This is a genomic window from Escherichia sp. WS1265 (assembly GCF_046487585.1).
GTDB lineage: Bacteria > Pseudomonadota > Gammaproteobacteria > Enterobacterales > Enterobacteriaceae > Escherichia > Escherichia coli.
Window position 1 is genome coordinate 224,776 of record NZ_JBJQJE010000003.1, and the last position, 13,083, is coordinate 237,858.

At 46.6% G+C, this 13,083-nt stretch carries 13 protein-coding genes and 1 pseudogene; 6 read left to right on the forward strand and 8 right to left on the reverse strand.

Annotated features, from left to right (window positions below; genetic code table 11):
* The first annotated feature begins 64 nt into the window (after positions 1-64).
* Positions 65-2,761 (forward strand): magnesium-translocating P-type ATPase, encoded by a 2,697-nt coding sequence (gene mgtA, locus ACJHX3_RS04990; RefSeq protein WP_000471889.1) that lies wholly within the window; start codon positions 65-67, stop codon positions 2,759-2,761.
* Positions 2,762-2,966: 205 nt separating this feature from the next.
* Here mgtA and ridA read toward each other — a convergent pair whose 3' ends face one another.
* The 6 genes from ridA to bdcA all read right to left on the reverse strand — a co-directional run bounded on the left by ridA (position 2,967) and on the right by bdcA (position 6,493).
* Complete coding sequence (gene ridA, locus ACJHX3_RS04995; RefSeq protein ID WP_000047539.1) at positions 2,967-3,353, reverse strand: 2-iminobutanoate/2-iminopropanoate deaminase; 387 nt, start codon at positions 3,351-3,353, stop codon at positions 2,967-2,969.
* Positions 3,354-3,425: 72 nt separating this feature from the next.
* Positions 3,426-3,887, reverse strand: a complete 462-nt coding sequence (pyrI, locus tag ACJHX3_RS05000) for an aspartate carbamoyltransferase regulatory subunit (protein WP_000148581.1) — start codon at positions 3,885-3,887, stop codon at positions 3,426-3,428.
* Positions 3,888-3,899: 12 nt separating this feature from the next.
* Complete coding sequence (pyrB, locus tag ACJHX3_RS05005) at positions 3,900-4,835, reverse strand: aspartate carbamoyltransferase (RefSeq protein WP_000013046.1); 936 nt, start codon at positions 4,833-4,835, stop codon at positions 3,900-3,902.
* A 3-nt stretch (positions 4,836-4,838) separates the two neighbouring features.
* Positions 4,839-4,973, reverse strand: a complete 135-nt coding sequence (gene pyrL / locus ACJHX3_RS05010) for a pyr operon leader peptide (protein WP_001296693.1) — start codon at positions 4,971-4,973, stop codon at positions 4,839-4,841.
* A 280-nt stretch (positions 4,974-5,253) separates the two neighbouring features.
* Complete coding sequence (locus tag ACJHX3_RS05015; RefSeq protein WP_000230281.1) at positions 5,254-5,649, reverse strand: RidA family protein; 396 nt, start codon at positions 5,647-5,649, stop codon at positions 5,254-5,256.
* A gap of 130 nt (positions 5,650-5,779) precedes the next feature.
* Entirely contained in the window at positions 5,780-6,493 is a 714-nt protein-coding gene (bdcA, locus tag ACJHX3_RS05020; RefSeq protein WP_000500686.1) for an SDR family oxidoreductase, read from the reverse strand.
* 70 nt (positions 6,494-6,563) lie between these two features.
* On the opposite strand from bdcA, the gene ACJHX3_RS05025 reads away from it, so the two are divergent.
* From ACJHX3_RS05025 to ACJHX3_RS05035, 3 genes and pseudogenes are all read left to right on the forward strand, one after another.
* Entirely contained in the window at positions 6,564-7,157 is a 594-nt protein-coding gene (locus ACJHX3_RS05025; protein ID WP_001401490.1) for a TetR/AcrR family transcriptional regulator, read from the forward strand.
* A 144-nt stretch (positions 7,158-7,301) separates the two neighbouring features.
* The gene (gene tabA / locus ACJHX3_RS05030) at positions 7,302-7,754 is read left to right on the forward strand and encodes a toxin-antitoxin biofilm protein TabA (protein WP_000583470.1); all 453 of its coding nucleotides are present in this window, start codon (positions 7,302-7,304) and stop codon (positions 7,752-7,754) included.
* A gap of 122 nt (positions 7,755-7,876) precedes the next feature.
* A pseudogene (locus tag ACJHX3_RS05035) lies at positions 7,877-9,506 on the forward strand (DNA-binding protein).
* A 42-nt stretch (positions 9,507-9,548) separates the two neighbouring features.
* Here ACJHX3_RS05035 and argF read toward each other — a convergent pair.
* The gene (gene argF / locus ACJHX3_RS05040) at positions 9,549-10,562 is read right to left on the reverse strand and encodes an ornithine carbamoyltransferase (protein ID WP_000012927.1); all 1,014 of its coding nucleotides are present in this window, start codon (positions 10,560-10,562) and stop codon (positions 9,549-9,551) included.
* Between the two features lie 161 nt (positions 10,563-10,723).
* Between argF and rraB the strand changes: the two genes are divergently transcribed.
* Positions 10,724-11,140, forward strand: coding sequence for a ribonuclease E inhibitor RraB (gene rraB / locus ACJHX3_RS05045; protein WP_000002953.1), 417 nt, complete (start codon positions 10,724-10,726; stop codon positions 11,138-11,140).
* Between the two features lie 45 nt (positions 11,141-11,185).
* Here the strand turns inward: rraB and ACJHX3_RS05050 are convergent, their stop codons facing one another.
* Positions 11,186-11,689, reverse strand: a complete 504-nt coding sequence (locus ACJHX3_RS05050) for a GNAT family N-acetyltransferase (protein WP_001059412.1) — start codon at positions 11,687-11,689, stop codon at positions 11,186-11,188.
* A 192-nt stretch (positions 11,690-11,881) separates the two neighbouring features.
* Between ACJHX3_RS05050 and ACJHX3_RS05055 the strand changes: the two genes are divergently transcribed.
* Positions 11,882-13,078 carry a YjgN family protein gene (locus tag ACJHX3_RS05055; protein ID WP_094321803.1) on the forward strand — a complete coding sequence of 399 codons (1,197 nt, stop codon included), beginning with the start codon at positions 11,882-11,884 and terminating at the stop codon, positions 13,076-13,078.
* The last annotated feature ends 5 nt before the right edge of the window (positions 13,079-13,083 follow it).

Below are 13,083 nucleotides of genomic sequence, written 5' to 3' on the forward strand. Positions count from 1 at the left end.
GGTAAGGCTTCGCCACGCCTGAAGACATTTCTGTACTGTTTCAGACAGTGCGGAGGGACTCCTTATGTTTAAAGAAATCTTTACCCGGCTCATTCGCCATTTACCTTCCCGTCTGGTTCATCGTGATCCATTGCCTGGCGCGCAGCAGACAGTGAATACGGTGGTCCCGCCGTCCTTAAGTGCGCATTGCCTGAAAATGGCGGTGATGCCCGAAGAAGAATTGTGGAAAACGTTCGACACCCATCCGGAAGGGTTAAATCAGGCGGAAGTGGAATCTGCCCGCGAACAACATGGTGAAAATAAATTACCCGCACAACAACCGTCGCCGTGGTGGGTACATTTATGGGTCTGCTATCGCAACCCATTTAATATTTTACTCACCATTCTCGGCGCTATTTCTTACGCCACGGAAGATTTATTTGCCGCGGGCGTTATCGCGCTAATGGTCGCTATTTCTACGTTGCTGAACTTTATTCAGGAAGCACGTTCCACTAAAGCGGCAGATGCCCTGAAAGCGATGGTCAGCAATACCGCGACGGTGCTGCGCGTAATTAACGACAAAGGCGAAAATGGCTGGCTGGAGATCCCGATCGACCAGCTGGTGCCCGGCGATATTATAAAACTGGCGGCGGGGGATATGATCCCGGCAGATTTACGTATCTTGCAGGCGCGGGATCTGTTCGTCGCTCAGGCGTCGTTAACCGGTGAGTCTCTGCCCGTGGAAAAAGCCGCTACCACTCGCCAGCCGGAGCACAGCAATCCGCTGGAGTGTGACACCCTGTGTTTTATGGGCACCACCGTGGTGAGCGGCACGGCACAAGCAATGGTGATTGCTACAGGAGCCAATACCTGGTTTGGTCAACTGGCGGGGCGTGTTAGTGAGCAGGAAAGCGAGCCGAATGCCTTTCAGCAGGGGATCAGCCGCGTCAGTATGCTGCTGATTCGCTTTATGCTGGTGATGGCTCCGGTGGTGTTGCTTATCAACGGTTACACCAAAGGCGACTGGTGGGAAGCGGCACTGTTTGCGCTTTCGGTCGCGGTAGGCTTAACGCCGGAAATGTTGCCGATGATTGTTACCTCGACGCTGGCGCGCGGCGCAGTAAAGCTGTCGAAACAGAAAGTGATCGTCAAACATCTGGATGCTATTCAGAACTTTGGCGCAATGGATATTCTGTGCACTGATAAAACTGGCACCCTGACACAGGACAAAATTGTGCTGGAGAATCATACCGATATCTCCGGTAAAACCAGCGAACGCGTGCTGCATAGCGCGTGGTTGAACAGTCATTATCAGACCGGACTTAAAAACCTGCTCGATACAGCGGTGCTCGAAGGTACGGATGAAGAGTCAGCGCGCTCGCTGGCCAGTCGTTGGCAAAAAATTGATGAGATTCCGTTTGATTTCGAGCGTCGTCGGATGTCGGTGGTAGTGGCAGAAAATACCGAGCACCATCAGCTGGTTTGCAAAGGTGCATTGCAGGAAATCCTCAATGTGTGTTCGCAGGTGCGTCACAATGGCGAGATTGTGCCGCTCGATGACATCATGCTGCGTAAGATTAAGCGGGTTACTGATACGCTGAATCGTCAGGGGCTGCGCGTGGTTGCGGTGGCGACGAAATACCTGCCAGCGCGTGAAGGAGATTACCAGCGGGCGGATGAATCCGACCTGATCCTCGAAGGATATATTGCTTTCCTTGATCCGCCAAAAGAGACAACTGCTCCGGCACTGAAGGCATTAAAAGCGAGTGGAATTACCGTAAAAATCCTTACTGGCGACAGTGAGTTAGTTGCAGCGAAAGTGTGCCATGAAGTGGGGCTGGACGCGGGAGAGGTGGTCATTGGTAGTGATATTGAAACGCTATCTGACGACGAACTGGCAAATCTCGCACAGCGCACCACGCTGTTTGCTCGTCTGACGCCGATGCATAAAGAACGCATTGTGACCTTACTGAAGCGCGAAGGGCATGTGGTTGGCTTTATGGGCGATGGTATTAATGATGCGCCCGCCTTACGCGCTGCGGATATCGGCATTTCTGTGGACGGCGCGGTAGATATTGCCCGTGAAGCGGCTGATATCATCCTGCTGGAAAAAAGCCTGATGGTGCTGGAAGAGGGGGTTATTGAAGGACGTCGCACTTTCGCCAACATGCTGAAATACATCAAAATGACGGCGAGCTCCAACTTCGGTAATGTGTTCAGCGTGCTGGTGGCGAGTGCTTTCTTGCCCTTCCTGCCGATGTTGCCGTTACACTTGCTTATTCAGAACCTGCTGTATGATGTGTCACAGGTGGCGATCCCGTTTGATAACGTCGACGACGAGCAAATTCAAAAGCCGCAGCGTTGGAATCCGGCGGATCTGGGGCGCTTTATGATCTTCTTCGGACCGATCAGCTCGATCTTCGATATTCTGACGTTTTGCCTGATGTGGTGGGTATTCCATGCCAACACGCCGGAAACGCAAACGCTGTTCCAGTCGGGATGGTTTGTGGTGGGCTTACTGTCGCAAACGCTGATTGTGCATATGATCCGCACCCGCCGTGTGCCGTTTATTCAGAGCTGTGCATCGTGGCCGTTAATGATCATGACCGTGATCGTGATGATTGTCGGGATCGCATTGCCGTTTTCACCGCTGGCCAGTTATCTGCAATTACAGGCGCTGCCGTTAAGCTATTTCCCGTGGCTGGTTGCGATTCTGGCAGGGTATATGACATTAACCCAGTTGGTGAAAGGGTTCTATAGCCGTCGTTACGGCTGGCAATAAAGAATAAACTGGGCACGATAGCCCCGATTCAGATTGCAGACAAAGTAAGCTTTGTTCATGCCGGATGCGGCGTAAATGCCTTATCCGGCCAACAAATTCAATAAATTGCAGGAATCACGTAGGCCTGATAAGCGTAGCGCATCAGGCGATTTTGCGTTTGTCATCAGACTTAATCCGGGCATGATAGCCCGGATTTCCATCAAGATTAGCGACGAACAGCGATCGCTTCGATCTCAATCTTCACGTCTTTCGGCAGACGGGCGACTTCAACGCAAGAACGTGCCGGGAAGGTGGCGTTGTGTTCGGTGAAGAAGGCTTCGTAGGTAGCATTAACGGTAGCGAAGTCGTTCAGATCTTTCACAAACACGGTGGTTTTAACGATATCGCCCACTTTCAGGCCAGCGGCTTCGACAATCGCTTTTACGTTATCCAGCGACTGACGTGCCTGTGCAGCGACGTCTGCCGGTACTTCACCCGTTTTCGGATTTACCGGGATCTGACCGGAGGTGATGATCATATTGCCCAGATCAACGCCCTGTACGTAAGGACCGATAGCTGCCGGTGCATTTTCCGTCGCGATAGTTTTGCTCATGATTTCTCCTTTATTACAGCGGTAAAAAGTCTGGCTCATTATAGGGAGCCAGACTTTTATTACCAACCGCAATTAATTGGCCAGCACCACATTATGGGAAAACTCTTTTTCACAGTATTTGCATTTGAGCGCGATGTCATTGGCGCGTTTTCGCACGGCAAAGCTGGAAGAAACCGGTTCGGCATGGCTGATACAGTTGCTGTTCGGGCAGACCAGCACGTTGTCGATGCGCTCTGGCAGACTGGGGCGCGATTTACCCACCACTTCATAGTTGTCGATACGGTTAACCGTGGCTTGCGGCGCATACAATGCCAGTTGATCTACCTGATCTTCACTCAAAAAGGTATTTTCGATTTTGATCAGATCTTTGCGGCCCATCTCGCCAGAAGGCAAGTTCAGACCGATGGTGATGCGCTGATCCGTTTCGGTCAGCTTGAACAGACTCAACAGCTTAAAACCGATCTGGGCGGGGATATGGTCAATTACCGTGCCGCGTTTAATAGCTTCAACCTGCAATTTATTATCGTGTGTCATCTCTATTTCCCCTTACAGTACCAGATCGCGATTCAGAACCAGTGCCAGTAACGCCTGGCGAGCGAAAATCCCGTTGCCTGCCTGCTGGAAGTACCAGGCGTGTGGCGTTTTATCAACATCCGTCGCAATCTCATCAACACGCGGCAGCGGATGCAGCACTTTCATATTGGCTTTGGCGTTGTGGAGATCGCTGGCGCGAAGAACAAACTGCGCTTTCACGTTGGCGTACTCGGACGGGTCCAGACGCTCTTTTTGCACGCGGGTCATGTACAGGATGTCTACTTCCGCCATCACTTCTTCAATAGAGCTGTGCAGACTCCATGCGATCCCTTTTTCATCGAGCATATCCAGAATGTATTGCGGCATTGCCAGCGCGTCCGGCGCGATGAAGTAAAAACGGTTGCCGTCGAACTTCGCTAACGCCTGAGTCAGGGAGTGAACGGTGCGGCCATATTTCAGGTCACCAACCATTGCGACGTGGAGATTGTCCAGACGCCCCTGGGTTTCCTGAATAGTGAATAAGTCCAGCAAGGTTTGCGTCGGATGTTGGTTGGAGCCATCACCGGCATTCAGTACCGGTACATTGCCGGAAAACTCGGTGGCCAGGCGCGCCGCACCTTCCTGCGGATGACGCATCACTATCGCATCGACGTAAGTGCTGATAACCGAAATGGTATCGGCCAGCGTTTCGCCCTTTTTACCCAGTGATGTATTGGCGCTGTCGGAGAAGCCCACCACGCTGGCACCCAGGCGGTGCATAGATGTTTCGAAAGAGAGGCGGGTACGGGTAGAGGCTTCGAAGAAACAGCTGGCAATGACTTTGTGCTTCAACAGCTCTGGTTGCGGGTTTGCTTTCAGTTTCGCCGCTGTCGCCAGCACCAGATTAAGGTCATCGCGACTAAGGTCGTTTATGGAAATGATATGTTTCTGATATAGCGGATTAGCCATCTTTTATCTCCTGACGCCTGGGCAAAAAAAAGCCCCTCGATTGAGGGGCTGGGAATGGGTGATCAACGGGAAGAAAAACGGCAGGCCAGCGTCTTTTTTCAGACGCGGTAAGACAAAATGTCGAACACACTGAACCATACATCCTCCCGGCAAATTGTCCGGCATTATACTCATCGTCAGAAGCGGTGCAAGCATTTGATGCAATATTTTGTCAGCGCAAACGGTTTATTTGAATTAAAAGTCAAGGTATATGCATTTTTATTTGATGTGATTCTGCAGGGGAACTGTCCTTCGGTATCAATAATTGCAGACATTCCCTGCTTTTTCCTTTTTCACTTTCACGCAATCAGATATGCATTTTATTCCATTCATCCGACTTATAGGGCGGAGTGTGAAAGCGAACGGCTAACACTATTGCTTACTGCTCAGGGATGCGCGCTATCACTTTAATTTCAAAATCAAAGCCTGCCAGCCATGTAACACCCACCGCCGTCCAGTTTGGATAAGGTGGGGCGCTAAATATTTCATTTTTCACCGTCATGATGTCTTCAAATTGGTTTTCTGGATCGGTATGGAAGCTCGTAACATCAATGATATCGTCAAAAGTGCATCCCGCAGCTGCCAGGGTCGCATGCAAATTATCAAATGCCAGTCTGACTTGTTGCTGAAAATCGGGTTCTGGTGTTCCGTCCTCTCGACTTCCTACTTGCCCGGAAACAAACAGCAAATCGCCGGAACGAATAGCCGCAGAATAACGATGCTCAGCATACAGTGAATGTCGGCCAGCAGGGAAAACAGCGGTTCTTTCTACCATTTGGTTATCCTCAAGATTTACGACATGAACAGAAGATTTCTCTTTACCGGGAGCCGCTTTTAGCGGACGACGTGAGTAAACAAAACCCAGACATCATGGATAATGGCTGGGCTTAATTGAGCGTAGTCGGTTATGCGCCAAACGCGCCATCAATGGTATGCATCGCGCCGGTAACAAAACTGGCTTCTGGCCCTGCTAACCATGCGACCATACCAGCGACCTCTTCCGGTTGCCCATGTCTTTTGATGGCCATAAAACTATGCAACATATCGCGCATTGGCCCGTTGGCGGGATTAGCATCGGTATCAATTGGCCCTGGCTGGACGACGTTGATGGTGATCCCACGCGGTCCAAAATCACGGGCCAGCCCGCGCGCCATGCCTTGCAGGGCAGATTTGCTGGCGGCATAAGCAGCCATGCCTGCAACAGGCATACGATCGCCATTCACGGAGCCGATGATTAAGATGCGCCCGCCTTCGGGCATCTGCCGGGCGGCTTCAACAGAGGCATGATAAGGAGCATGAATATTGATTTTGAAAAGGCGATCAATATCGTCGGCATTTAATTCCAGGGCATCGCCAAAGACGCCAATACCTGCATTTACTACCAGAATATCCAATGCGCCACTCTTACGAACGACATCAATGACAGCGTCTCTGTCAGCACTATCTGTGAATACTGCTGTCGCTCCAGTCTCTTGTGCCAGGTGTTCAGCGGCATCTTTCGACCCCGCATAGGTGAATCGTACATTGGCCCCATCGGTGACGAAACGACGTACGATAGCGGCACCGATTCCACGGCTGCCACCGAGGATGAGAACTGTCTTACCTGTAAAAGCGCCCATAAGGACTCCTTGATTTATTATGTAACATGCATTACAAAACTGTTTTAACTTTCTGTCAACAAGTTTTGTAATGGTCACTAAAAAACAATCTCGCGTTCCAGGTCGTCCCAGACGTTTCGCTCCTGAGCAGGCAGTCTCTGCGGCAAAAGTGCTTTTTCACCAAAAAGGTTTCGATGCTGTCAGTGTTGCTGAAGTTACTGATTATATTGGTATTAACCCCCCGAGCCTCTACGCGGCTTTTGGCAGTAAAGCTGGTTTATTTAGCCGTGTACTCAATGAATATGTCGGTACGGAAGCTATTCCGCTTGCCGATATTCTTCGTGATGATCGTCCGGTAGGCGAGTGCCTGGTTGAGGTATTAAAAGAAGCGGCGCGCAGATATAGCCAAAACGGCGGCTGCGCTGGCTGTATGGTTCTTGAAGGTATTCATAGTCATGATCCACAAGCGCGTGATATTGCCGTTCAATATTATCACGCCGCAGAAACGACCATTTATGACTATATCGCCAGGCGGCATCCACAAAGCGCACAATGTGTGACTGATTTTATGAGTACCGTGATGTCAGGGCTTTCTGCGAAGGCACGGGAGGGGCACTCCATCGAACAACTTTGTGCAACAGCTGTACTGGCGGGGGAAGCGATAAAAACTATTCTCGAGGAGTGATGCTGACCTTGACCCGAAAGGCGGGAACGCGCCTGCCGATAAGTTGTGATAAGACAATAATTCACGCGTTAAGGCTAGCGGAATTGATCATCTTTTCGTATAACGATAGAAATGAAACATTGTTTTAATTAAGGAGTGGAAAAGATGATCATCGGAAATATTCATAATCTTCAGCCGTGGCTACCCCAAGAGTTACGCCAGGCGATTGAGCATATCAAAGCGCACGTTACGGCAGAAACGCCAAAGGGTAAGCACGATATCGAAGGCAATCGTCTGTTTTATCTTATCTCGGAAGATATGACCGAGCCGTACGAAGCCCGCCGTGCGGAGTACCATGCCCGCTATCTCGACATTCAGATTGTGTTAAAAGGTCAGGAAGGCATGACCTTCAGCACGCAACCTGCAGGCACGCCGGATACCGACTGGTTAGCTGATAAAGACATCGCATTTTTGCCGGAAGGCGTTGATGAGAAAACAGTTATCCTTAATGAAGGTGATTTTGTTGTGTTTTATCCGGGGGAAGTGCATAAACCGCTGTGCGCAGTGGGCGCGCCAGCCCAGGTTCGCAAAGCAGTAGTGAAGATGCTGATGGCGTGATGACTTTTCGCCGTAAATAACTCCAGGTTTACGGCGAGTTTGTGAAAAGAGCGTTTTTTGATATTTTTTTGTGAGTAGAATTTGTAATGCTTAGACGTTCTTATTAACTCAAGGAGTCCGTCATGAGCAAAATATCAGATTTGAATTATTCTCAACACATTACATTAGCCGACAATTTTAAACAAAAAAGTGAAGTTTTAAATACCTGGCGTGTTGGAATGAATAATTTTGCCCGAATTGCCGAGGGGCAGGATAACACAAGAAATATCCTTGATTCTAAGACATTTTTGGAGTTTTTGGTAAAAATATTTACCCTGGGTTATGTGGATTTTAGCAAACGCTCCAACGAAGCGGGTAGAAATATGATGGCTCATATTGAGTCCTCATCTTATATCAAAAATAATGATGGCAGTGAAATAATGCAGTTTGTTATGAATAATCCTGAAGGTGAGCGAGCGGATTCACCCAAGGTGATTATAGAAGTTTCACTTTCCACTATCACTACTATGGGGACTCGTCAAGGACATACAGCCATTATATTTCCACAACCTGATGGTTCGACTAACCGTTATGAAGGGAAGTCCTTTGAAAGAAAAGATGAGAGTTCATTACATCTGATTACTAACAAGGTTCTGGCGTGTTACCAACGCGAAGCTAACAAGAATATGGCGCTTCTATTAAATAATCATCAGTTGAACTGGAAGGACGCAATTGATTATAACGAGTTATTAGAAAAGCCATTAGCCAGTACATTAGAAAAAATAAAGAAAGAACATCTGCTATTAATGCCTCATGTATGTGATGACACGATTCCATACTTACTAGGCGAAGGTGGTATACTTGAAGAAATAAATGATCTGAAAGCGTTACATGATACCAGAATTGCTAGTGGTACAGAAGGTAATGATGAAATTAATAACATCAAAATTAACCTGTCTAATATTCTTATTGATTCCTTAGATGATGCAAAAGTTAATCTCGAAAAGGTCATCGATTCGATGTTGAAGACTTTTTTAAAATTGCCATATATTAATGATGTAAAAATTCTGGAGTGGTGTTTTAATCAAAGTATGCAATATTCTGATGATACTACAAAGATAAAGCATGCCCGCTCCGTGATCGATCATATTGATTTTAACTGCGATCAGTCTAAAATAGCTGAGACATTATTTTTCAACCTCAATAAAGAACCCTATAAAAACAGCCCTGAGTTACAGGAATTGATTTGGGAGAAGTTGGTTGTATATGTCAATGATTTTAACTTAAGCAATCAAGAAAAATCACGCTTAATACTAAGGTTATTTGATGATGTTAAGTTGCTATTTAATGAAGTGTCTGTCAGCATTTTAGTAAATGATATTTTTTTGAAGGATTTTTTCATGAAGCAACCTGATTTTGCGAAGTGGTACTTCTATCAATTAATTAAGAAGTATGAGGGCGAACAGCTGTATCTTAATGAGTTAGGATATGTTTATGGTAATGAAGAAAAAACAAATGAAATTGTAAAAAAAACATCCGGGTTATGTCATTAAGATTTTTGAAGAAAAGATGGGTAATGAATTAAAAATTAGAACAAGAATGATGAAAATCCTCCGGAATGGCAAAATCAATATATATGAATATATGAATATATGAATATATGAATATATTAATAATGAACAGTTGGGAAAATTAAATCCTCCGGAAAATTTACGTATAGCAATAGAAAAATTTGGCTGGAAGAAAAAACTATCACTGCATAAAATAATGTGATGCCGGGATGTTTTTGTATTTCCCGGCATCTTGATAGAGATATTAATTATTTAATTTACTGAGCGTCGCGACCATCACCGCTTTGATGGTATGCATGCGGTTTTCCGCCTGATCAAATACAATGCTGGCGGCAGATTCGAAGACCTCATCAGTCACTTCCATTCCGCCATGTAGGCCAAACTCTTCCGCCATTTTCTTGCCAAGCGTCGTTTGGTCGTCATGAAACGCGGGCAGGCAGTGGAGGAATTTGACCTCCGGGTTACCGGTCAACTGCATCATCTTGCTGTTCACTTGATAATCACGCAGCAATGCAATGCGTTCCGCCCATTTCTCTTTTGCTTCACCCATCGACACCCATACATCGGTATAGATAAAGTCAGCACCTTCAACTCCTTTGGCTACATCTTCCGTCAGCGTAATATCCCCGCCATTTTGCTGTGCCAGGGCGCGGCATTCCGTAACCAGCGCAGCTTCCGGCCAGCATGCCTTTGGCGCGACCAGACGCAAATCCAGACCGGTAAGCGCCGCAGCTTCAAGCATCGAGTTTCCCATGTTGTTACGTGCGTCACCTGCATAGACCAGCGTCATTTCGTTGAATGTTTTACCGGGCAAATGCTCTTGCATGGTGAGAAGATCCGCCAGCAGCTGGGTGGGGTGGAACTCATTGGTCAGGCCGTTCCATACTGGCACGCCAGCGTATTCCGCCAGTGTTTCGACAATCTCCTGACCATAGCCGCGATACTGAATACCGTCATACATGCGACCAAGCACGCGGGCAGTGTCTTTAATCGACTCTTTATGACCAATCTGGCTGCCGCTTGGGCCGAGATAAGTAACGCGAGCACCCTGGTCATATGCGGCAACTTCGAAAGAGCATCGGGTACGAGTCGAGTCTTTTTCGAAGATGAGCGCGATGTTTTTACCAGTGAGTTTGGCTTCTTCTTTACCACTTTTCTTATCGGCTTTCAGCTTCGCGGCTAACTGCAGCAGGCTGTTGAGTTCAGCTGGCGTGAAATCGAGTAATTTCAGGAAATGCTTATGATAAAACCCAGACATAGATCCCTCCTGTGGCTAACGCCTCAATGAATTAAAATTCAATTTATATGGATGGTTATTCATTTGCAAGTCTAAAGCATAAATCTTTGTCACAAAGGTGGAGGCAATGTCAGTGGTGTGTGACAATAAGAGTATCGGCAGGACATTAAGAGGAATGAGCCATGGCAAACCCGGAACAACTGGAAGAACAGCGTGAAGAAACACGTTTGATTATTGAAGAATTACTGGAAGATGGCAGCGATCCGGACGCGCTGTACACCATCGAACACCATCTTTCCGCAGACGATCTGGAAACCCTGGAAAAAGCAGCAGTTGAAGCGTTTAAACTTGGTTATGAAGTGACCGATCCAGAAGAGCTGGAAGTTGAAGATGGTGATATCGTGATTTGCTGCGACATCCTCAGCGAGTGCGCGTTGAATGCCGATCTGATCGATGCCCAGGTTGAACAACTGATGACGCTGGCGGAGAAATTTGACGTTGAGTACGACGGTTGGGGCACTTACTTTGAAGATCCTAACGGCGAAGACGGCGACGATGAAGATTTTGTCGATGAAGACGATGACGGGGTTCGCCACTAATTAATTGATTAAAATGCCCGATAGCACACACTAGCGGGCATTTTTTTAGAGTTCGCGTAGCATCCGCACTTCACAATCGACATGGCCCGTGCAGCCAAGCGCATAGTCGATATGCTCAAAGCCCAAATGCTCATAAAGCGCAATGGCTTCCTTTAAAAAAGCGGTCGTTTCCAGATAGCAGCGTTTGAAGCCCATCTCTCGTGCCTGCTCCATCGCCATTAAGGCCAGTTTTTTCGCCAGCCCTTTACCGCGAATAGCCGGAAGAAAATACATCTTTTGCAGTTCGCAAATGTCCGATTCACTACCTGCTAATGGCGCAATCCCACCGCCGCCGACCACTTCACCATCGAACTCAACCACCCAATATGCATGGCCAGGCTGACTATACACTTGATACAACTCGTCAAGGTTCGGATCGGCGACGGTGTAGCCTTTATCAGCGGTAAGACCGTATTCGGCGGATACCTGACGAATGACGCGGGCGATAGCGGGATTATCCTGCTGCGTCAGGCGACGCATTACAGGTGATTGCGGCGCAATGTTATTCATAGTTTAACCCAATAAAAATAAAGTAATTATACATTTGTTTAATACCACTCTCTTCTTACGTGCGCAAGCGACTTATAAAGTAATAAAGTTTTTGCCAGCCTATTACTGATAAGAGTATTGTAACGTGGCAGAACATTTTACTGTCTGTATCTATAAATTATATCAATGGATTTTTTAATTCAGGGAATTTTTATGGCTCAAGTTATTAATGAAATGGATGTTTCGTCCCATTCGTTTGTTTTTCATGGCACAGGTGAGAGATATTTTCTTATTTGTGTGGTGAATGTGTTGTTAACGATTATAACGCTAGGTATCTATTTACCATGGGCATTAATGAAATGTAAGCGTTATCTCTATGCTAATATGGAAGTTAACGGACAACGATTTTCTTATGGAATTACCGGTGGGAATGTTTTTGTTAGTTGTCTTGTTTTTGTTTTTTTCTATTTCGCAATCTTAATGACAGTGTCAGCAGATATGCCGCTTGTTGGCTGTGTTTTGACTTTGTCACTGTTGGTTTTGCTTATATTTATGGCAGCAAAAGGACTGCGTTATCAGGCCTTGATGACCAGTCTCAACGGCGTAAGATTTAGTTTTAATTGCTCTTTGAAAGGGTTCTGGTGGGTAACCTTTTTCTTGCCGATTTTAATGGCCATTGGGATGGGGACTGTTTTCTTTATCTCGACAAAGATGCTACATGCCAATAGTTCAAGTAGTGTTATTATATCTGTGGTTCTGATGGCAATAGTTGGTATTGTTTCCATTGGTATTTTTAATGGTACTTTATATAGTCTGGTAATGAGTTTTCTCTGGAGCAATACCAGTTTCGGTATACATCGTTTCAAGGTGAAATTAGATACTACGTATTGTATAAAATATGCCATTCTCGCATTTTTAGCTTTATTACCTTTTCTCGCTGTTGCTGGTTATATTATCTTCGATCAAATATTAAATGCGTATGATAGTTCTGTGTATGCAAGTGATGATATTGAGAATTTACAGCAATTTATGGAAATGCAACGTAAAATGATAATCGCGCAGTTAATCTATTATTTTGGGATTGCTGTTAGCACCAGTTATTTAACGGTGTCGTTGCGAAATCATTTTATGAGCAACCTGTCACTGAATGATGGGCGTATTCGTTTTCGCTCAACTTTAACGTACCACGGTATGCTTTATCGCATGTGTGCGTTGGTGGTGATATCCGGGATTACGGGCGGTCTGGCTTATCCACTGCTGAAAATATGGATGATTGACTGGCAGGCAAAAAATACGTATTTGCTGGGCGATTTGGATGACCTTCCTTTAATCAATAAAGAAGAACAACCAGATAAAGGCTTCTTAGCCAGGATTTCACGGGGAATTATGCCTTCTTTACCATTTCTGTAAGAGAT

Coding starts and splice junctions, on each gene's coding strand:
- bdcA (WP_000500686.1), bottom strand. CDS start 6,493: ATGGGCGCTTTTACAGGTAAGACAGTTCTCATCCTCGGTGGCAGCCGT.
- ridA (WP_000047539.1), bottom strand. CDS start 3,353: ATGAGCAAAACTATCGCGACGGAAAATGCACCGGCAGCTATCGGTCCT.
- ACJHX3_RS05025 (WP_001401490.1), top strand. CDS start 6,564: ATGGTCACTAAAAAACAATCTCGCGTTCCAGGTCGTCCCAGACGTTTC.
- mgtA (WP_000471889.1), top strand. CDS start 65: ATGTTTAAAGAAATCTTTACCCGGCTCATTCGCCATTTACCTTCCCGT.
- ACJHX3_RS05015 (WP_000230281.1), bottom strand. CDS start 5,649: ATGGTAGAAAGAACCGCTGTTTTCCCTGCTGGCCGACATTCACTGTAT.
- tabA (WP_000583470.1), top strand. CDS start 7,302: ATGATCATCGGAAATATTCATAATCTTCAGCCGTGGCTACCCCAAGAG.
- pyrI (WP_000148581.1), bottom strand. CDS start 3,887: ATGACACACGATAATAAATTGCAGGTTGAAGCTATTAAACGCGGCACG.
- rraB (WP_000002953.1), top strand. CDS start 10,724: ATGGCAAACCCGGAACAACTGGAAGAACAGCGTGAAGAAACACGTTTG.
- ACJHX3_RS05055 (WP_094321803.1), top strand. CDS start 11,882: ATGGCTCAAGTTATTAATGAAATGGATGTTTCGTCCCATTCGTTTGTT.
- pyrL (WP_001296693.1), bottom strand. CDS start 4,973: ATGGTTCAGTGTGTTCGACATTTTGTCTTACCGCGTCTGAAAAAAGAC.
- pyrB (WP_000013046.1), bottom strand. CDS start 4,835: ATGGCTAATCCGCTATATCAGAAACATATCATTTCCATAAACGACCTT.
- ACJHX3_RS05050 (WP_001059412.1), bottom strand. CDS start 11,689: ATGAATAACATTGCGCCGCAATCACCTGTAATGCGTCGCCTGACGCAG.
- argF (WP_000012927.1), bottom strand. CDS start 10,562: ATGTCTGGGTTTTATCATAAGCATTTCCTGAAATTACTCGATTTCACG.